General features: G+C 49.2%; 19 protein-coding genes. All 19 read left to right on the plus strand.

Features of this window, described 5'->3' with window-relative positions; genetic code table 11:
• Positions 1 to 113: 113 nt before the first annotated feature.
• Positions 114 to 662: a ribonuclease M5 gene (gene rnmV, locus E6W40_RS20995; protein WP_136607552.1), complete on the plus strand. Its 549-nt coding sequence runs from the start codon at positions 114 to 116 to the stop codon at positions 660 to 662.
• Between the two features lie 2 nt (positions 663 to 664).
• Positions 665 to 1552 carry a 16S rRNA (adenine(1518)-N(6)/adenine(1519)-N(6))-dimethyltransferase RsmA gene (gene rsmA, locus E6W40_RS21000; protein WP_136608184.1) on the plus strand — a complete coding sequence of 296 codons (888 nt, stop codon included), beginning with the start codon at positions 665 to 667 and terminating at the stop codon, positions 1550 to 1552.
• 128 nt (positions 1553 to 1680) lie between these two features.
• Positions 1681 to 2577: a sporulation peptidase YabG gene (gene yabG, locus E6W40_RS21005; protein WP_136607553.1), complete on the plus strand. Its 897-nt coding sequence runs from the start codon at positions 1681 to 1683 to the stop codon at positions 2575 to 2577.
• 199 nt (positions 2578 to 2776) lie between these two features.
• Positions 2777 to 3052 (plus strand): biofilm formation stimulator Veg, encoded by a 276-nt coding sequence (gene veg, locus E6W40_RS21010; protein ID WP_136607554.1) that lies wholly within the window; start codon positions 2777 to 2779, stop codon positions 3050 to 3052.
• 213 nt (positions 3053 to 3265) lie between these two features.
• A complete protein-coding gene (locus tag E6W40_RS21015) occupies positions 3266 to 3445 on the plus strand; it encodes a small, acid-soluble spore protein, alpha/beta type (RefSeq protein WP_136607555.1) in 180 nt (59 codons plus the stop codon).
• A 152-nt stretch (positions 3446 to 3597) separates the two neighbouring features.
• The gene (gene ispE, locus E6W40_RS21020) at positions 3598 to 4452 is read left to right on the plus strand and encodes a 4-(cytidine 5'-diphospho)-2-C-methyl-D-erythritol kinase (protein WP_136607556.1); all 855 of its coding nucleotides are present in this window, start codon (positions 3598 to 3600) and stop codon (positions 4450 to 4452) included.
• Positions 4453 to 4619: 167 nt separating this feature from the next.
• Positions 4620 to 5450 (plus strand): pur operon repressor, encoded by an 831-nt coding sequence (purR, locus tag E6W40_RS21025; protein ID WP_136607557.1) that lies wholly within the window; start codon positions 4620 to 4622, stop codon positions 5448 to 5450.
• Positions 5451 to 5642: 192 nt separating this feature from the next.
• Complete coding sequence (gene spoVG, locus E6W40_RS21030) at positions 5643 to 5927, plus strand: septation regulator SpoVG (protein ID WP_036712730.1); 285 nt, start codon at positions 5643 to 5645, stop codon at positions 5925 to 5927.
• A 120-nt stretch (positions 5928 to 6047) separates the two neighbouring features.
• Complete coding sequence (glmU, locus tag E6W40_RS21035) at positions 6048 to 7430, plus strand: bifunctional UDP-N-acetylglucosamine diphosphorylase/glucosamine-1-phosphate N-acetyltransferase GlmU (protein ID WP_168929035.1); 1383 nt, start codon at positions 6048 to 6050, stop codon at positions 7428 to 7430.
• Between the two features lie 115 nt (positions 7431 to 7545).
• Complete coding sequence (locus E6W40_RS21040) at positions 7546 to 8499, plus strand: ribose-phosphate diphosphokinase (protein WP_136607559.1); 954 nt, start codon at positions 7546 to 7548, stop codon at positions 8497 to 8499.
• 90 nt (positions 8500 to 8589) lie between these two features.
• Complete coding sequence (gene pth / locus E6W40_RS21045) at positions 8590 to 9150, plus strand: aminoacyl-tRNA hydrolase (RefSeq protein ID WP_136607560.1); 561 nt, start codon at positions 8590 to 8592, stop codon at positions 9148 to 9150.
• Between the two features lie 92 nt (positions 9151 to 9242).
• Entirely contained in the window at positions 9243 to 9473 is a 231-nt protein-coding gene (fin, locus tag E6W40_RS21050; RefSeq protein ID WP_136607561.1) for an anti-sigma-F factor Fin, read from the plus strand.
• 240 nt (positions 9474 to 9713) lie between these two features.
• Positions 9714 to 13238 (plus strand): transcription-repair coupling factor, encoded by a 3525-nt coding sequence (gene mfd, locus E6W40_RS21055; RefSeq protein WP_136607562.1) that lies wholly within the window; start codon positions 9714 to 9716, stop codon positions 13236 to 13238.
• Positions 13225 to 14304 (plus strand): peptidylprolyl isomerase, encoded by a 1080-nt coding sequence (locus E6W40_RS21060; protein WP_136607563.1) that lies wholly within the window; start codon positions 13225 to 13227, stop codon positions 14302 to 14304. The genes mfd and E6W40_RS21060 overlap by 14 nt, the downstream gene beginning before the upstream one ends.
• 338 nt (positions 14305 to 14642) lie before the next feature.
• Positions 14643 to 15185: a stage V sporulation protein T gene (spoVT, locus tag E6W40_RS21065; protein WP_136607564.1), complete on the plus strand. Its 543-nt coding sequence runs from the start codon at positions 14643 to 14645 to the stop codon at positions 15183 to 15185.
• Positions 15186 to 15361: 176 nt separating this feature from the next.
• Complete coding sequence (locus E6W40_RS21070; protein WP_136607565.1) at positions 15362 to 17005, plus strand: putative polysaccharide biosynthesis protein; 1644 nt, start codon at positions 15362 to 15364, stop codon at positions 17003 to 17005.
• Positions 17006 to 17106: 101 nt separating this feature from the next.
• The gene (gene yabN, locus E6W40_RS21075; RefSeq protein ID WP_136607566.1) at positions 17107 to 18597 is read left to right on the plus strand and encodes a bifunctional methyltransferase/pyrophosphohydrolase YabN; all 1491 of its coding nucleotides are present in this window, start codon (positions 17107 to 17109) and stop codon (positions 18595 to 18597) included.
• Between the two features lie 246 nt (positions 18598 to 18843).
• Positions 18844 to 19116 (plus strand): HU family DNA-binding protein, encoded by a 273-nt coding sequence (locus E6W40_RS21080; RefSeq protein WP_136607567.1) that lies wholly within the window; start codon positions 18844 to 18846, stop codon positions 19114 to 19116.
• A 1-nt stretch (position 19117) separates the two neighbouring features.
• Complete coding sequence (locus E6W40_RS21085) at positions 19118 to 19396, plus strand: RNA-binding S4 domain-containing protein (RefSeq protein WP_127606651.1); 279 nt, start codon at positions 19118 to 19120, stop codon at positions 19394 to 19396.
• Positions 19397 to 19503 lie beyond the last annotated feature (107 nt).

The following is a 19503-nucleotide window of genomic DNA, read 5'->3' on the forward strand; positions in this document are numbered from 1 at the left end:
ATGAAAATGTCATGCTAAAGAAGAGGAGCACTCCTCTTCTTTTTGTTGTTTGGATGTCCGAAAAACGCTTGACACACGGACGGATGAGCTTTTGGGAAAGGAAGAATCGGGTCATGATAAAAGAAGTCATAGTAGTGGAAGGACGGGACGATACCGTAGCCATAAAGCGGGCGGTGGAAGCCGATACCATAGAAACCGGAGGCTCGGCGATTAATGCCCGGATATTGCAGCGGATTGCTCTGGCCCAGGAACGCCGGGGAGTCATTGTACTGACAGACCCTGACCATGCAGGTGAGCGGATCCGCAAAATCATTTCAAACAAGGTGCCCGGCTGCAAGCATGCTTTCATTCCGGAAGTGGATGCAACGCGCAAAGGCGACATCGGGGTGGAGAATGCCTCGCCTGAGGCGATTCGAAAGGCACTCTCCCGCGTACACACATCTTATGAAGGCGCTGAGAGTCAAGTAGATATGGAGGACCTGATGGCTGCGGGTCTGCTGGTGCATGAAGACGCGTCCCGCAGACGGATGATCATGGGGAACCTCCTTGGTATTGGATATTGCAACGGGAAGCAGTTTCACAAGAGGCTGGCAATTTTTCAAATCACCCGTGAGGAGTTTGCACAGGCGTTAGCCCACTTGGAACAGGGAGGGAAAGTTTAGTGATGAACGGTATGGATGGAATCGCCTCACCGAGGCGAACGAAGGAGATTATTCAGCGACATGGTTTTTCATTCAAGAAAAGCCTGGGACAAAACTTTCTGATTGACCAGAATATACTAAATAACATCGTGGAGGCTGCAGGCCTTGATTCCACCAAGGGAGCTTTGGAAATCGGCCCTGGTATCGGCGCATTGACAGAAAAACTGGCTCAGCAAGCCGCCACTGTGACGGCCGTAGAGATTGACCAGCGGCTTATACCGATACTTCAGGAGGTGCTGGAGCCGTATCCGCATGTTCGGATTCATCATGGTGATGTGCTGAAGGCCGATTTGGCGGCATTGTTCGAGCAGGATTTCGCCAATGTATCCAAGGTCAGTGTTGTGGCCAATCTGCCATACTATGTGACAACACCTATTCTGATGAAGCTGCTGGAAGAGAAGCTGCCGCTTGAGAATATCGTCGTGATGATTCAGAAAGAGGTTGCGGAACGCATGGCTGCTTCCCCAGGAACGAAGGACTATGGCAGCCTGAGCATCGCCGTGCAGTACTACAGCATTCCTGAGTTGGTATGTATCGTGCCGAAGACCGTATTTATACCTCAGCCAAACGTGGAATCCGCTGTCATTCGATTGACGGTGCGTGAGCAGCCACCAGTTGATGTCGATGATGAAACGTTCTTTTTCCAGGTGGTACATGCATCGTTCGCTCAGCGGCGCAAGACGATCTCAAATAATCTCAAGTCGCGCTTCTTCCCGAAAGACGGCAGGGAGCGTGTGGATGCTTTGCTTATGGAAGCGGGAATCCAGCCCTCCAGGCGCGGTGAGACACTCAGCCTGCAGGAGTATGCAACGCTGAGCAATGTGCTGCTGCGTGCGGGAATTCATGACTGAGTGATTTGAACTGGCGGCTATCAGCCCGGGCTCTATAAAATAGTGCAGCAGTCTCCCAAGCTTATTTGGCAAAAGGGATGAACCATTAGGGGGATTTGCCCATACCATGGGGTAGGGGTGATGTTGTGATGAATGTAGGAGACCTGGTCGTCCGCAAATCATATGGCGGTGATATCGCTTTTCGTGTGGAGGATATGCGGAGTAATCTGGCTGTAATCAAGGGGACCGAGTTTCGGCTGTTGGCTGATTCGCCCCTGGATGACCTTGTAAGGGTGCCATATGCACCGCTTAATGAAAAATCCCAGAAGGCCAATATTAGAGCGAATGAGTCGCTCAGCAGGCTGAAACGCCACCGTGAGGAGCAGACTCAGCGCAATCAGGCAGATCTTAGCGGAGACTGGCCGCAGCTGGAGCAGCCTTCTTATTTTGAGGTTCCGGGTAAAGTGCTCCATCTTGATGGAGATTTAAATTACTTAAAAAAGAGTCTCAGTCTCTACCAGCAGCTGCGTGTGCCCGCAGAGGGCCACTATGTGAGCGAATCCGGTATGGCTGATGCCCTTTACCGGCTTCTTCCGAGAGTAAGGCCCGATATTGTCGTGATCACCGGTCATGACGGGGTGCTGAAACAGCGGCCTAATAATGACCTCTACAGCCTGAACAGCTACAAAAATTCGCAGAATTTTGTGTCGGCAATCCAGGTGGCAAGGCAATATGAGCGGCATTATGACACGCTGACTGTCGTCGCTGGTGCCTGTCAGTCGCATTTTGAGGCGCTGCTGCAAGCGGGAGCGAACTTCGCCAGCTCGCCGGGGCGCATCCTCATCCATGCGCTGGATCCCGTTTATGTAGCCGCCAAGGCTTCTTTTACCTCGGTCAGAGACACGATTAATATGACGGATGTGCTTCATAATACAATCAGCGGGACCCAAGGCGTCGGAGGCGTTGAAACGCGTGGGAGCTACCGGATTGGTCTGCCACGCCTGAATGATCTTTCACAGCTGAAGGTGACGCCTTCGGTTCTGTAAAAAAAAGCATTTATTGAACCTTAATCCTGCTCCATGGATTAAGGTTTTTTGTCGTTTATGGCGTGTATACAGAAATATTACAAAATACCGCAAAAAAATCCGTTGACAATTTAATTTTAATGCTGATATAATTAAAATTTTATTTGACAAAAACTTCTCCTAGCGTTATAATGGACAAGGAAAGAGGTGGTCGTCGACAATGGCTAAAAATGCGCTGTTGGAAATCAAACGCAATCTCGAAGCCCATGTGGGTCAAAAAATATCGCTTCGGGCAAACGGTGGTCGCCGAAAGACCGTCGAGAGAACTGGTGTCTTGGAAGAAACGTACCCTTCTGTTTTTATTGTAAAGCTGGACCAAGAACAGCAAACTTTTAAACGTGTATCATACAGCTATGCAGATATTCTTACTGAATCCGTGGAAGTTACCATTTGCGATGATAACGCAGAGACACGAATTGAGTATGAAAAAGCGTAACTTTTTCATTGGAAACAGCCTTCCTTTCCGGAAGGCTGTTTTTTGTTGGCAGCGGACTTTTCGAATGAGGACCCTTCCTGTGAGAGATAATACATAAAGTATTTCCCTATATAGATTGGATTACAGGCAAGAAGGCAGTCCCTAGAACGGGATTAAGCAGCAAGACAAAGCATTCGTTCCATTTGTATAAAAGGATGATAAGGAGGATATTCCATGAGCCGCAGACGCCGTAGTGTGATGTCAGAAGAGCTGAAAAATGAGCTTGCCAAGGATTTGGGCTTTTATGAGACCGTCCAGCAAGAGGGTTGGGGCGGAATCAAGGCCAAGGATGCCGGCAATATGGTGAAGCGCGCCATTCAACTAGCCGAGCAGGCAGCATCGCGCAAATCGTAAACCAAAAAGGTAAAACCGGCGGAGACCCCTATTTTCACATGGGGATCTCCGTTTTTCATAACGAAACTTCAGGTTCGAAATGACTTGCATGATACAGTTTGATATAATGATTTGAAGCTGATATGAGGGAAACTTGAGGGTGGGTGAACGCCTTGAAAATTTACGAAAAAGCGCCAGCCAAAATTAACTTGATGCTGGACGTATTACATAAACGCCCAGACGGGTTTCATGAGGTCGAAATGGTGATGACCATGGTCGATTTGGCGGATCGGCTAGAGATGTCAGATCTACCGCGGGATACTATTATTATTACGAGCCAGGCGGGGTATATCCCCTTGGATGAGAAGAACCTGGCATTCCAGGCCGCGAGGCTGATTAAAGACCGCTACGACGTCAAAAGCGGCGTGCATATCCATTTGGATAAAAAGATACCGGTAGCTGCCGGCCTTGCAGGAGGAAGCAGTGATGCAGCTGCAGCGCTTAGAGGGCTAAACCGGCTCTGGAAATTAAACATACCTGTGAAGGAGCTGCAAGAGCTGGGCGCCGAGCTGGGCTCAGATGTTCCTTTTTGCGTGACGGGGGGAACGGCGCTTGCGACGGGCCGGGGAGAGAAGCTGACGCATGTCCGTAATCCGCTGCAGTGCTGGGTGATTCTGGCCAAGCCTCCGATCAATGTATCGACTGCGGAAGTATACGGCAAGTTCAGAGCAGCCGAGATCAAGCAGCATCCATCCGCAAGCGGGATGATCCAGGCGATTGAAACAGGGAACTTTGAAGCGGTATGTGACGGTCTCGGCAACGTGCTTGAAGATGTGACCTTGAAACTGCATCCGCAGGTAGGCCAGCTTAAGGATGCGATGATGAAGCTCGGGGCCGATGGAGTACTCATGTCGGGAAGCGGGCCAACCGTATTTGGGCTGGTGTACAAGGAATCCAAGGTTGCCCGGATCTATAATGGCCTTCGGGGGTTCTGCAAGGAAGTATATGCGGTGCGACTACTGACCTAATTACCTCCTTATTGTACAAACACGTACAAAAATGCTATATTTATACTATAATATTCGGGTTTTACGTATAGATAAGGGTTTGAATTGGAAATTGGCTAGAAGTTATTCATTGAATTTTTGATTTCTGCCAGGTTTTTTATGAATAATGTGTTAGCGAGGAGTCTTTCGTGAAAAAATTAAAGCGAAGCGCGCGTCTGGTTGAGATGACCCAATATCTTTTATCCAGACCCCATACATTAATCCCGCTTACCACGTTCGCCGACCGGTACGGGGCTGCTAAATCGTCGATCAGTGAGGATTTGGTGATTATCAAGGAAGTGTTCGAGGACGAGGGCATGGGAGAGCTGATGACGATGGCCGGAGCGGCCGGAGGAGTTAAGTTCATTCCGAGAATTCCCAGGGAGCAGGCACTCATATTCGCCCAGGAACTGTGCAAACAGCTGCAGCAGAAGGATCGTATTCTCCCCGGGGGATATCTGTACATGTCTGATCTGCTGGGTCAGCCTTCCTTGATGAACGAAGCAGGTAAAATATTCGCTACAGCCTTTGCCAATCAGGATATCGATGTGGTGATGACGGTAGAGACCAAAGGAATTCCGCTGGCATACGCGACCGGAGCTCAGCTAAACCTGCCGGTTGTTCTGGTACGCCGTGACCATCAGGTTACGGAGGGCTCAGCCGTGAGCATCAATTACGTTTCCGGCTCACATAAAAGCATCCACACCATGTCGTTGTCGCGCCGGGCGCTTAAAGAGAAATCCAAGGTACTGATCGTGGATGATTTCATGAAGGCGGGCGGAACGATTCAAGGCATGGTTGATTTACTGGCTGAATTTGATGCTGAAGTAGCAGGTGTAGGAGTTCTGGTGGAATCCGGAGCTGTGGAATCAGAGGAACGTCTCCTCCATGATTATGTATCTCTGGCAATATTGACGGGTGTAGATTCGAAATCAAAGGAAATTGACGTCAATCCGGGTAATTACTTTAACAAACGATAAACGCTGATAAACACTGCAGAATTTGTCGATTAAAATCCTTTATCGGCGAATAGTTCCGAAGTCTGTCGACAATATCAATCTTAGAAAAAAATTCCTGAATTTAGGACATTTTGTTGCCCCAAAAAAGAGGATTTCGCTTCGCTGTGTGGAATTATACACCAAGTCTCTGATGGAAAAAGGTGGTGAACACACATGCAAATTACGGATGTCAGGCTCCGCCGAGTCAACTCTGAGGGGAGAATGAAAGCAATCGCATCCATTACCATTGATAACGAATTTGTGGTTCATGATATTCGGGTCATCGATGGTAACAACGGAATGTTCGTTGCTATGCCGAGCAAGCGCACTCCTGATGGAGAATTCCGCGACATCGCCCATCCGATCTCTTCCGGTACTCGGGAGAAGATCCAAACGGCTGTTCTGGCGGAATATGAACGCGCTGCCAATGAAGAAGAAGTGATTGAGGAAGGCGCTTAAGCTTTTCAATTGGGGTTCAAGGAAAAGAGAGCCAGGACTATGGCTCTCTTTTCTTTTTGCGTAGAATACGATATATTCAGTAGTGAGTTCAAGAGTAGGAGGTCAAGACCCTTGAGAAGAATGGCGATTGTTCTTGCCGCAGGGCAGGGTAAACGAATGAAATCGAAACTATACAAAGTGCTGCACCCGGTCTGTGGAAAGCCTATGGTAGGGCATGTGCTGGATACTGTGAAACAAGTCAACTGTGAACGCAGCATTGTTATCGTAGGACACGGTGCAGAAGCAGTCCAATCTTATCTGGGTGAGACCGCTGAATATGTACTGCAGGAGCAGCAGCTCGGTACAGGTCATGCCGTGAAAATGGCCAAGGATCTGCTGGGATCAGAAAAAGGCTCCACCATTGTCATTTGCGGAGATACACCACTGGTTACCGCTGAAACGCTGGAGGCTCTGACAGAGCTTCATGAAAGCAATAACGCGGCTGCAACGGTGCTGACGGCTTACACGGAGAATCCTAAGGGCTACGGACGCGTTATCCGCAGCGAGGACGGAAGTGTCCTGCGCATTGTGGAGCAGAAGGATTGCTCACCTGAAGAGGATGCCGTTTGTGAATTTAATACAGGCACATACTGCTTTGATAATGCTAAGCTGTTCGCAGCATTGGAGAAAGTGACAAACCAGAATGTTCAGCAGGAGTATTATTTGACTGATGTCATTGGAATTATGGTCAGCCAGGGAGAAACCGTTCTTGGTTACATGACAGACGACTATGCGGAATCGATCGGTGTTAATGATCGTTTGGCCCTCTCGGAAGCGGAACGTCTGATGCGTGAACGTATCAATAAACGTCATATGCTGAATGGGGTAACGATTATTGATCCGGCATCTACTTATATCGGCGCTGATGTGATTATTGGCTCGGATACAGTTCTTCATCCGGGGACTGTGCTCAAAGGCAGCACTTCGATCGGCGAAGACTGCCAAATCGGCCCGCAAAGCGACATTAAGGATTCCGTGATCGGTGACGGCGTCGCTATTAAGCATTCCGTGCTTGACCAGGCCGAAGTCGGTAGCCGTACCACTGTCGGTCCTTTTGCATATCTGCGTCCAAAATCCCAGTTAGGGGAAGACGTGAAGATCGGTGATTTTGTGGAAATCAAAAATGCCAAGATCGACAATGGCTCCAAAGTATCCCATCTCAGCTATGTGGGAGACGCTAGCGTAGGTAAAAACGTCAATGTAGGCTGCGGAGCAATAACAGTTAACTATGATGGGTATAATAAATTTATTACAGAAATTGAAGACGATGCTTTTATCGGCAGCAATGTAAATTTGATAGCTCCCGTGAAGGTTGGAAAAGGCGCTTATGTGGTCGCAGGCTCGACCATTACACATGCCGTGCCTGAGAATGATCTGGCTATCGCCAGAAATCGCCAGGAGAATAAACCGGGCTATGCTGAGAAAATCCGAGCCCGCGCAAAGGCAAAAAAAGACAAGAAGTAGCTTTAACGTCCAAAGGATGATTAAATAGAAGTATTAAATGTATTAGAAACATTGTTCAAACGGCAATGGAGACAGGCATGAATTTCAATGAACCAGCACGGAGGGTTTTTATTCTATGACTTATTGTGATTCGAAATTAAAGATTTTTACTTGTAACTCCAATCCGAAGCTCGCGCAGCAAATTGCCGATTACATCGGAATTCCTATGGGTGATTCCCACACCACCAGCTTTAGCGATGGCGAAATTCAGGTTAAACTGAATGAGAGCGTCCGCGGCTGTCATGTGTATGTGGTGCAGTCTACCTGCGGACCGGTCAATGACAATCTGATGGAGCTGCTTATCATGGTCGATGCCCTGAAACGCGCTTCAGCCAAAAGCATCAACGTAGTTATTCCTTACTACGGATATGCACGTCAGGACCGTAAGGCTCGCTCCCGTGATCCGATCACCGCGAAGCTGGTGGCGAATCTCATTGAGAAGGCCGGAGCGCACCGTGTCATTACAATGGATTTGCATGCCATGCAGATCCAGGGGTTCTTCGATATTCCGGTGGATCATCTGCTCGGTGTGCCCATTCTGGCGCAGTATTTCCGTTCCAAGCAGATCGAGAACCCGGTCGTTGTATCTCCAGACCACGGCGGCGTTGTACGTGCCAGAAAGCTGGCTGATTTTCTGAACGCGCCGCTTGCGATTATCGACAAGCGCCGTCCGGAGCCAAACGTAAGCGAAGTGATGAATATTATCGGTCATATCGAAGGTAAAACTGCGATTTTGATTGATGATATCATTGATACAGCAGGTACAATCGTTCTTGGCGCCAACGCCTTAATGGAGGGTGGAGTCAAGGAAGTATACGCATGCTGTACGCATCCGGTATTCTCCGGTCCGGCAATGGAACGTCTGGAAAACTCTCCGCTGAGCGAGGTCATTGTGACGGATACCATCCCGATCATGCATTCTGATCCCAGCAATAAAATCAAAGTGCTTTCGGTAGCTCCGCTTATGGGCGAAGCCATTATCCGGGTTCATGAAGAATTGTCGATCAGTAAGCTGTTTGAAATTGAATAGAGATGTAATAAGCGCAGAAGGGGTTATGTTTCCTACCACAGGAAATGTAACCCTTCTCGCCATATAAAGCTATGGAGGAATAGAACCAAAATGAAATGGATTGTCGGACTGGGAAACCCCGGTTCAAATTATGAAAAAACGCGGCATAATGTCGGTTTTATGATGCTTGACGCATTGGCTAAGCGCCATGGGATTACATTTGGTCCAAGCAAGTGTAAGGCGCTCATTGGAGAGGGCTTCATCGGGATGAATAAGGTCGTACTGATCAAGCCGATGACATATATGAATTTATCAGGTGAAGCTGTTCGGGCCTATATGGATTATTATAAGGTTAAGCTTGAAGATATGATCGTCGTATATGACGACTTGGATACAGAGATCGGAAAAATACGTCTGCGTTATCAAGGCAGCGCCGGTGGCCATAACGGCATCAAGTCGATCATTCAGCATACAGGAACGCAAGCTTTCGACCGCATTCGCATGGGGATTTCCCGTCCGGAGCCTGGCTTTGCTGTAGTAGACTATGTATTGTCCGCATTTCCCAAAAAAGAGAAAGAACTGCTGGAGAATATGATTGAACATGCATGTGATGCGGCTGAATTTAGCTTGGATCATACCTATGAACAAACGATGGCGAAGTTTAACGGATAGAAATAATATGATCTGCTGCTTCGGAAAACAGGGCTAAATCAAGTGCAGGGCGGGCATAATGAGGGTATAAATCACCTTCAGGAGGCATATAAATGGCTATAAATTATATCTGCCGGCATTGCCGCACGCCGCTAGGAAGTATTGATTCCGCCCAGGTGACCGACGCGCAGCTCGGGTTCCATTCCTTGACCGCTGCGGAACGTAGAGATATAATAGCGTATGATTTAAGCGGAGATATCACGGTCAAAGTGATTTGCGATTACTGCAGAGAAGCATTGGAGCAACATCCGGAGCTGAATCTTGTGGCAAGTCCGCTTCAATAGACGTTATGAGTAGGATACCCTGTTCATTTTGGGGCCTTGGCAGTGTGCTGAGGCTTCTTTTCGGTATTCCCTGAGGTGACCTGCAAGTGCAGGACAGAAGTAATCGCAAGGTGAACCATTTTATGGTAAAATCCTTTCGGGATGCCCACGAATAGTATGAAAGACCAGGACTTTTCGTGAACAAATAATAAAACAACATATCGGAATATCTTAAAAGTAAGCATGAGAGAGGTGCCCCTTTTGTTACAAGCACTTATAGAAGCGTTTTCCAAAGATCCGGATTTGCAATCCGTGATGTCCGGAGTAAAGGCCGGAATGAAAGAGCAGCTGGTATCCGGCTTGTCGGGTTCCGCGCGGCAGATGATGCTGGCGGCATTGTTTGAAGAAGTACAGCGGCCGATGATCATCGTCACCCATAATATGTTTTCCGCTCAAAAAATCGCGGAGGATTTACAGGAAGCGCTTACACCTGATCGGGTTCTATTATACCCGGCTAATGAGCTGGTAGCTGCTGAATCAGCCGTGTCCAGTCCTGAAACCCTTGCCCAGCGCATAGACGTGCTGATGAGATGTGCACAGGGTTTTTCGGGTATTGTCGTAGCACCGTTTTCCGGAGTACGGCGGTTTTTACCTACTCCTGAAGTAATGGGAGGTGCTCGGATCCGGATTGAGGACGGTGGAACACTTTCGGTAGACGGATTCATGTCCCAAATGATTGAAATGGGCTATGAAAGGGTGGAGCGTGTTGAAGGCAAAGGCGAGATGAGTCTTCGCGGCGGTATTATTGACTTCTATCCAATGACCTCTTCATTGGCATACCGGGTAGAGCTGTTTGATGAAGAGGTGGATTCCATCCGCACCTTTGATCCTGCCGATCAGCGCTCCATTGATAAGGTCAAAGAAGTGATCATTACCCCATGCAAAGAGATCATTGCCGATCAGCATCGGCTGGTGCAAGCCGCAGAGGCTGCCGGACACTTGCTGGAAGAACAGCTTGGTAAAATGGCCGATCGCCAGGCAAAACTGCGCTTAACCGAAGAAATGAACCGGGAAATGGAGCTTCTGCGCGAGCGTGTCTATTTTCCTGAAATCTATAAATATATTTCTCTGCTTTATCCGGAGCGCAAAACGCTATATGATTACATGCCGAAGGATACGGTGCTGATTTTGGATGAGCCGGCCCGTCTGCTGGAAACGGCAAGGCAGCTCGAGCGCGATGAGTCGGAGTGGAATCTACATTTACTTCAAAACGGTAAAACGTTACCGCAGCTGCATCTATCGGTGGAAAATGAAACGGTGCTGTATCACCGTCCCTTCCAGACGATTTTTATGTCTATTTTTCTGCGTCAGGTGCCGCATACCCAACCGCAAAATATCCTAAACTTCATCAGCCGGGGGATGCAGGATTTCCATGGTCAGATGAATGTGCTCAAATCGGAAATGGACCGTTGGCATAAAACCGGGGTTCGGGTAATTATGCTGGCCAGCGGTGAAGAACGGCTTGACCGGATGCGGCGTGTGCTGCAGGACTACAACATTGATGAGCCTGTGATGCTGCAGGGCAATTTGCAGACCGGATTTGAGATGCCTTCCATTCATCTGGCTGTGATTACCGAAGGTGAAATGTTCTCGCAGAAGCAGCGTAAAATCCGCAAGCTGGGCAAAAACATGGACAATGCCGAGCGCATCAAGAGTTATACCGAACTGAAGGTCGGAGACTACGTCGTTCACCAGAATCACGGGATCGGTAAATACATGGGGATCGGCACCCTTGAAATCAACGGTATTCATAAGGATTACATGCATATTTTATATGCAGGCGGCGACAAGCTGTCGGTACCTATTGAACAGATAGACCTGATTCAGAAATACGTGGGCTCTGAGGACAAAGAGCCTAAAGTATATAAACTGGGCGGCAATGAGTGGAACAAGGTAAAAAGCAAGGTGCGTTCATCCGTACAAGATATCGCAGATGATCTGATCAAGCTTTACGCAGAGCGCCAGTCGACAACGGGCTATGGTTTCGAGAAGGATACGGCCGAGCAGCGTGAGTTTGAGGAAATGTTCCCATATGATGAGACGCGGGACCAGCTGCGGGCCATTGAAGAAATTAAGAATGATATGGAGCAGAACCGTCCGATGGACCGGCTTCTGTGCGGCGACGTGGGCTACGGCAAGACCGAAGTGGCCATACGTGCAGCTTTTAAATCGGCAATGGAGGGCAAGCAGGTTGCTGTGCTGGTTCCAACAACTATTTTGGCCCAGCAGCATTATGAAACATTCCGGGAACGTTTCTCGGGGTATCCGATCAACACTCAGGTACTAAGCCGCTTCCGCTCCCGTAAGGAGCAGAATGAGACCACCAAGGGCATTCGTCAGGGAACGGTGGATATTGTCATCGGAACGCATCGTCTCTTATCCCAGGATCTTATTTTTAAAGATTTGGGACTGCTGATCGTGGATGAGGAGCAGCGGTTTGGCGTGACTCACAAGGAGAAGCTGAAGAAGCTGAAAACAAATGTGGATGTGCTCACGTTGACGGCGACGCCAATTCCGCGCACGCTGCATATGTCGATGCTGGGTGTGCGTGATTTGTCGGTAATCGAGACACCGCCGGAGAACCGTTTTCCTGTGCAGACTTATGTGGTGGAATACAGTCAAACCCTCGTACGCGAGGCGATTGAGCGTGAGCTTGCGCGTGGAGGCCAGGTTTACTATCTGTACAATCGGGTGCAGGGCATACAAGAAATGGCAAGCCAAATCACGGCGCTTGTGCCGGATGCCCGAGTAGGCGTAGGTCATGGACAAATGTCTGAATCAGAGCTGGAAAAGACCATTCTTGACTTCCTTGATGGTGAATATGATGTGCTCGTCAGTACGAGTATTATCGAGACCGGTGTGGATATTCCTAATGTTAATACGCTCATTGTGCATGATGCCGATAAAATGGGCTTGTCCCAGCTTTATCAGCTGCGCGGCCGAGTAGGCCGGTCCAACCGGATCGCTTACGCCTATTTCACCTACCAACGGGACAAGGTGCTGACCGAGGTAGCCGAAAAGCGGCTGCAATCGATCAAGGAGTTCACAGAGCTTGGATCCGGTTTTAAAATTGCCATGCGTGACTTGTCCATCCGAGGTGCGGGTAATTTACTTGGCGCGGAGCAGCACGGTTTTATCGCTTCCGTCGGCTTTGATCTGTACTCGCAAATGCTTGCTGAAGAGATCAAGAAGCGGAAGGTTACCATGCTTGGGGAGAAGGAAGAGCCGTCGAAGGCATGGAATACCGTCATCGATATCGGCATCGATGCGTATCTGCCGGCTGATTATATATATGACAGCATTCAAAAAATTGAAATATACAAAAAGGTTGCCGTAGTCGGCAATTTTGCTGAGGAGAGGGAACTGGAGGATGAACTGCTCGACCGATTCGGGGAACTGCCTGAGGCGGTGGTTAATCTGCTCGCGGTGGCCCGCTTGAAAGTATACGGTAAAATGTACGGCATCGACACCATTACCAAGCGCGGAGATGATCTTGTACTGAAGTTCTATGAAGGTCAGGAGAAAAAGGTCAGCACTTCGAAACTCGCCCAAGTTGGCAATAAGTTTGAAAGACGTGTACAATTTGAGCAGGAGTCTCATATGTCGATACGCATCAAGGGTAAGGGGCTCGACGAAGGACAGCTGCTTAGTTTGCTGGAGCAATTTCTGAAGGCAATTCGAGAGCTGTTTAAATCGAAGGAGGAACTTCAGGATGTTGTTCAATAAAAAGAAGGCATGGAAGGGTATCACGCTTACGATAGCCGCGGCTATGGCCGTGTCCATGCTCGCTGCCTGTGAAAAGAAAGAGTCTGTAGACAAGAGTGACTCAAGTAAAGTCGTGGCAACCTATAAAGGCGGGGAAATTACCGAGAAAGAGCTTGAAAGCCAGAAAAAAATCATTTCTTTCATGTCTCCGGAGTATGCCCAGTTCATAAACCTAAGTGATTTTCAGGATTATATTGTGAAGCAAAAAATCGCTTTTGAATATTTGAGTAATAAAGCGGATGACGCCTCGAAAAAAGAAGGCGAGAAGCAGGCAAGCCAGCTGATCGATCAGAACAAGAAGAGCATGGGGGAAGACCAGTTCAAGAAGCAGCTTGAAACCCAGAAACTGACGGAAGACGATCTCAAGCAGTACTTGGTACAAGCCATGACCGCCATGACGGATATGACCAGCAAGGTAACCGAAGACGATATTAAAAACAAATACGAGTCCACGAAACAGGACTACACGGTGGCCACCCTGCATCATGTGCTGATTGGCTTGCAGTATGGGGACAAAAAGGAACGTACCAAGGAAGAAGCACTCAAGATAGCCAAGGATGTAAAATCCCAGCTGGATAAAGGCGCGGATTTCGCGGAAATGGCCAAGAGATACTCTGATGACAGTTCAACAAAGGAAAACGGCGGATTGTACGAGAACTTTACTATAGGACAGTACAATATCAATGAGCTCAAGGAGCAGGTGCTGACCCTGCCGCTGAATAAAATCAGCGATCCGTTTGAAACCACGCTGGGCTATCATATCGTAAAGGTGGATTCCCGGAAGGAAACACCATATGATAAGCTGACCAAAGAGCAGAAGGATATTATCAAGCAGAACCTGGGTGCGGCCAAGATCGACAATTTCATGCAGAACGAGCTGAAGGATATAATCCAAAAAATTGATCTGCCGAAAACAACGGAAACACCAGCTGGAAGCACAGGCTCAGATCAATCCAAAACCGACGACACAACAGGTGTGCCGTACAAAGAGGAAGTATCCAAAACCGAAGGCACAAGCGGTAAATAAAATATAGCTTAAAACACAATATATAGATTGTTAATTATTTTTTTATCTATATATTGCGAATGGAAATTTGAGGGATTTTGGTTTTGCTACATGTTTATTTGAATAGGCAAAAACTGAAAACGCGGAGAAATCCGCGTTTTTATCATGGGCGCAAACTTGGAGTCTGTTCAGACAAAATACTCTTTTCGACCGCAACTATTCATTCCAAGATCATGTATAAGGATTTGGGAAAGGATGAATACTATGGTCAGATATCACACTTATATTTCCTGGGACACTCCTCTTCCCATCCGAACAGTAGTTGAAAAATCTTCTCGAGAAAGCGGGGCAACATGTCAATGAAAGCTACTGGAATAGTCCGCCGTATTGATGACCTGGGTAGAGTGGTCATCCCTAAAGAAATTAGAAGAACACTGCGAATCCGTGAAGGAGATCCGCTTGAAATTTTTGTTGACCGTGACGGTGAAGTTATTCTGAAAAAATATTCACCAATCGGAGAGCTTGGCGATTTCGCCAAGGAATACGCTGAATCACTTTACGAAGGCACGGGACATATCACCATCATTTCTGATCGGGACACATTTATTGCTGTAGCCGGAGGCTCTAAAAAGGAGTATCTGGAGAAGCAAATAGGCGCACCGATCGAAAGCTGCATGGATAACCGCAAGACGCTACTTGAAACGAACGGTGGTAATTATGAAATCAGTAAGGATCATCAGGAAACATTGTCGTCTTTTGTGTCTGCGCCGATCATTTCGGGCGGTGACCCGATTGGAACCGTGATTCTCCTTAGTAAAGATGATTCCGTTAAGATGGCTCAGCTGGAGATCAAAATGGCTGAAACAGCTGCCGCATTTCTCGGCAAACAAATGGAACAGTAAACTTAAATACATCCAACTCCCGCTTCGAAGGCTGCGAGCAGCAGCCATGCAGAAGAAGCGGGAGTTTTTTGTGTCTGCAATCCCAGGTATAATGAAAGCTGGCGGTTGTCTGCCTGCTTATGGGAATATGTCGACTGTCGTTTTCTTTATAAATCGGGAAGAAGTAGGGAAACAGGATGAAAGAAACGGGGACATCCTCGAAAATATTGCAAGGAGCATTCGTACTGAGTATCGCCATGGTGCTCTCAAAGCTCATCGGAACGCTGCAAAAAATACCGCTGCAAAATATGGGCGGCGATGTCGTTTTTGGCATTTATAATACGGTGTATCCGTTTTATACCGTAATGATTACGGTGGCGCTGGCCGGGTTTCCGGCAGCGATCTCCAAATTTGTTGCCGAGGATGCGGCACTGGGCGGCCAATCTCAAAGCGGGCGGGTCATCCGCATTGCTTCGTTGGTGATGGCATTGTCGGGTATTCTGTTCGGAGCTGTGATCTATTTTGGGGCTCCGCTGATCGGCATGATCATCGATAATGCAAGTGTTGTGCCGGCTCTTAAGGCTTCGGCCGTTGCCCTGCTGTTCGTGCCGTTGATGTCCGGATTAAGGGGGTTTTTTCAGGGTTATCAGAATATGATGCCAACTGCCGTCTCCCAAATTACAGAGCAATGTGTAAGAGTCGCCGTGATGATTATACTGCTTGTCTATCTGACTACCGTTGGCGCATCAGCAGAACATATTGCTGCCGGTGCCCTTTTCGGCTCAGCAGCCGGGGGTGCAGCGGGGCTCGTAGTGATGGGTGGTTACTGGCGGAGATACCGCAGAGGCCGACATCCGGCCATCCGGGGAAATGCTTCAGTGGGAGAAGCCCGTGAGATCGGTCAAGAGAGCAGGAGTTTGCTCTGGAGCATGCTGAAGTATGCGATCCCCATATGTCTGGGAGCGCTGGCTATTTCACTGGTTAACCTGGCAGATACCTTTACCGTGCCCCGCCTACTTAAAGCCAGTGGAGCCGGGGAGGACGGAGCAATGATCCAGTTTGGTATTTACAACCGGGGTATGCCGGTGGTGCAGCTCATTACAATGCTTGCCACATCGCTGTCTGTGCTGTTCATTCCTGCGCTGGCTGAAGCGAAAGTTACGGGGGACAAGCAGCTGGTTGCTGATCGCTGCCGCCTGTCGCTACGCTGGTTCTGGCTTGTGGGGATGGCCGCATCCATAGGGATCGCTGTATTGGCGATGCCGCTCAATATCGCGCTCTACCAGGATGGAACGGGAACCAGCGTGATCCGCTGGATTGCCTTTACGTCAGCCGGCAGCGCGCTCAGCATTATTTCTGCCGCCCTGCTGCAGGGCATCGGCATTGTAAAGGCACCGGCGCTGCATCTCTTAGCCGCAGCGGCGGTGAAGACGCTTCTGAACCTGCTGCTGGTTCCGCAGCTGGGTATTACCGGCGCGGCCATCGCCAGCGTAGCCGCGCATTTCCTGGCCGCAGCGCTTAATATCGCGCTGCTGTCCCGCCGCACCGGCCTGCGTATCAGCGCAGGTGCTATGCTCGCGAAGCCGGCGGTCATATTCGCCGGCATGGCTCCGGCGGCGTGCGCCGCTATGCTCGCTGCAGACGCGCTGCTGTCTGTGCTCGGGCTGCACGCACGCATCTCGGCAGCGGCAGCAAGCCTGGCCGGTGCCGCAGCAGGGGGCGCCATTTTCCTGGCCGGCGCCGCCAAGACCGGTCTGCTCAGCGAGCAGGAGCTCCGCATGCTCCCGAAGATCGGCGCTCCACTATCCAGACTGCTCAGCAGACTGCATCTTCTTGCATAGCGAGGCTGGCGTGAATGATTTTTGTGCGGTGATCAACCGTGATATAGTATAGCTGCTGCCAATTACCGGAAAGAATGATTTATAGAGCGGGGGAATGAAGAATGAGTGCATCCATAACAATCGTCGGCCTCGGATCCGGAAACCCGGACCGCCTGACGATGGGTATCGTCAAAACATTACAGCAGGCTTCCGAGGTGTTCATACGGACCAAAGAACATCCGGTCATGTCCGTGCTGGATGAACTGAAGGTTGCTATGCAGTCCTTTGATCATATCTACGAGGCCCGGGATTCATTTCCTGAGGTTTACGCGTCCATTGCGGACACTTTGCTGGAGAAGGCAGCGTCGGGTGATCACGGCTCCGTTATCGTATATGCCGTTCCAGGTCATCCGATGGTAGCCGAGTCTACAGTGCAGATTCTCCGTGAGCGCTGCCTGCATGATGGCATAGAGCTGAGTATACTCGGCGGGGAGTCTTTTCTGGATGAAGCGTTCATTCGTCTTGGATTTGACCCGATTGAAGGATTCCAGCTGCTGGACGCCAGTGGCCTGAATCCAAGCTTTCTTCAGCCGCAGCTGCATACTGTCATTGGGCAGGTGTATGACTCATTTACAGCGTCGGATGTTAAGCTCGCATTGATGGAGCTTTACCCGGATGATTATACCGTTGTTGTCGGCCATGCTCTGGGCGTGGACGGGCAGGAACAGATCATCAAGGTTCCCGTATATGAACTGGATCGGGTAGAGGGTTATGGGAACTTATCGCTGATCTACGTACCACGGAGCGACGCAGAGATGCTGCGCCAGCGCACATTTGCTAGGCTGCATGAAATTGTCGGAGTTCTCCGGAGCCCTGAAGGCTGCCCTTGGGACCGGGAACAAACGCATGAATCACTCCGCAAAAATCTGATCGAAGAAACCTATGAGGTCATCGAGACGATTGATGAGGATGATCCGGAGCATATGCAGGAGGAGCTTGGAGACCTGCTGCTTCAGGTCATGCTCCATTCACAGATGGAGGAGGAGGTCGGTACCTTTAACGTCTTTGATGTGATTCAAGGTCTGAATGACAAGCTTATATTCCGGCATCCGCATGTATTTGGGCAGAACAAGGCCGAGGATGCGGAGGACGCGCTTCAGAACTGGGAACAGATGAAAGCAGAGGAGAAGCGCCGCAAAGGCATTCAGCCCGAGCAGGCATCCGTTCTGGATGGAATACCGAGGGATCTGCCCGCGCTGATGAAGGCATACAAGCTGCAGAAAAAAGCCTCAAAGGTAGGCTTCGACTGGGATCAAATCAACGATGTTCTCCTCAAGATTGAGGAGGAGCTGGCCGAGCTTCGTGAGGCTGTCGAAAAAGGATTTGATCCGGAGGAACAGGTCGCTGAGCTTGGGGATCTGCTTTTCGCCGCTTCAAACGCCGCACGCTTCCTGCATACAGACCCTGAAGAGGCGCTGTCCAGGACTAACCGCAAATTCATCCGCAGGTTCCATTTTATTGAGGACAAGCTGAGATCCGAAGGCAAAACCGTGGAAGAAAGCACGCTGGAGGAAATGGACGAAATTTGGCAACAGGCGAAAAATCAGGTATGATAAGAACTCACCTGCTTGGAGGCCTCGTGATGCTTCGGAGCGGAAGCATCAGGCAAATGTAAAATATTCCTGTATATTTAACAAGAATTTCCTCACAAATTATAAAATTTTGGCGGAACCAGGCAGGAATTCGGACAGGACATCAAGAATAACCATACACATGAAAATTGCGGCAGTGCTTGCATATCCATGCATTCAATGACGCACCTATACTTATTTCTTTGTATATTGGGAGGATAATAATTTATGAACAAGACAGACTTGATCAACAACATTTCGACTAAAAGCGGCTTGACCAAAAAAGACGTGGAGTCCGTTCTTAACGGTTTCCTTGGTGAAATCACTGATGCTTTGGCAGGCGGCGACAAAGTGCAACTGATCGGCTTCGGCACATTCGAAACACGCAAGCGTTCCGGACGTACTGGCCGTAACCCTCAAACCGGCAAAACCATCGACATCCCAGAAGCAAACGTACCTGCTTTCAAAGCAGGCAACAAGCTCAAAGAAGCTGTAAAATAAGATGCGTGTCGACAAATTCCTGAAGGTATCCAGGCTGATTAAACGGCGTACCGTAGCCAAGGATGTCTCAGATCAAGGCCGGGTTCTGATTAACGGCAGAGAAGCGAAGCCCAGCAGCACAGTGAAGATCGGCGACGAAATTACTGTACAGTTCGGACAGAAGCTGGTCACCGTGAAGGTGGAACGTCTTGCTGAGAGCACCCGCAAAGATGAGGCTACAAGCCTGTACTCCTTGGTCAAGGAAGAGCCGATTGCAAAAGATAACGGTTTGAACTGGTAATAAGCACTTTCATAGTCAGCATATAAAGGCACCTTCCGATCTTTCGGGGGGTGCCATGCTCTTTTTTTAGGGGTTCATCTAAACACGCGTAGCTCCGCAAGTTCGTC

The organism is Paenibacillus dokdonensis (genome assembly GCF_004916975.1).
Lineage (GTDB): Bacteria > Bacillota > Bacilli > Paenibacillales > Paenibacillaceae > Paenibacillus_AQ > Paenibacillus_AQ dokdonensis.

What these genes read in the sequence shown, in the direction of transcription:
- rnmV (WP_136607552.1), top strand. Translation starts at nt 114, where the DNA reads ATGATAAAAGAAGTCATAGTAGTGGAAGGACGGGACGATACCGTAGCC.
- rsmA (WP_136608184.1), top strand. Translation starts at nt 665, where the DNA reads ATGAACGGTATGGATGGAATCGCCTCACCGAGGCGAACGAAGGAGATT.
- yabG (WP_136607553.1), top strand. Translation starts at nt 1,681, where the DNA reads ATGAATGTAGGAGACCTGGTCGTCCGCAAATCATATGGCGGTGATATC.
- veg (WP_136607554.1), top strand. Translation starts at nt 2,777, where the DNA reads ATGGCTAAAAATGCGCTGTTGGAAATCAAACGCAATCTCGAAGCCCAT.
- E6W40_RS21015 (WP_136607555.1), top strand. Translation starts at nt 3,266, where the DNA reads ATGAGCCGCAGACGCCGTAGTGTGATGTCAGAAGAGCTGAAAAATGAG.
- spoVG (WP_036712730.1), top strand. Translation starts at nt 5,643, where the DNA reads ATGCAAATTACGGATGTCAGGCTCCGCCGAGTCAACTCTGAGGGGAGA.
- glmU (WP_168929035.1), top strand. Translation starts at nt 6,048, where the DNA reads ATGGCGATTGTTCTTGCCGCAGGGCAGGGTAAACGAATGAAATCGAAA.
- E6W40_RS21040 (WP_136607559.1), top strand. Translation starts at nt 7,546, where the DNA reads ATGACTTATTGTGATTCGAAATTAAAGATTTTTACTTGTAACTCCAAT.
- pth (WP_136607560.1), top strand. Translation starts at nt 8,590, where the DNA reads ATGAAATGGATTGTCGGACTGGGAAACCCCGGTTCAAATTATGAAAAA.
- fin (WP_136607561.1), top strand. Translation starts at nt 9,243, where the DNA reads ATGGCTATAAATTATATCTGCCGGCATTGCCGCACGCCGCTAGGAAGT.
- E6W40_RS21060 (WP_136607563.1), top strand. Translation starts at nt 13,225, where the DNA reads ATGTTGTTCAATAAAAAGAAGGCATGGAAGGGTATCACGCTTACGATA.
- spoVT (WP_136607564.1), top strand. Translation starts at nt 14,643, where the DNA reads ATGAAAGCTACTGGAATAGTCCGCCGTATTGATGACCTGGGTAGAGTG.
- E6W40_RS21070 (WP_136607565.1), top strand. Translation starts at nt 15,362, where the DNA reads ATGAAAGAAACGGGGACATCCTCGAAAATATTGCAAGGAGCATTCGTA.
- yabN (WP_136607566.1), top strand. Translation starts at nt 17,107, where the DNA reads ATGAGTGCATCCATAACAATCGTCGGCCTCGGATCCGGAAACCCGGAC.
- E6W40_RS21080 (WP_136607567.1), top strand. Translation starts at nt 18,844, where the DNA reads ATGAACAAGACAGACTTGATCAACAACATTTCGACTAAAAGCGGCTTG.
- E6W40_RS21085 (WP_127606651.1), top strand. Translation starts at nt 19,118, where the DNA reads ATGCGTGTCGACAAATTCCTGAAGGTATCCAGGCTGATTAAACGGCGT.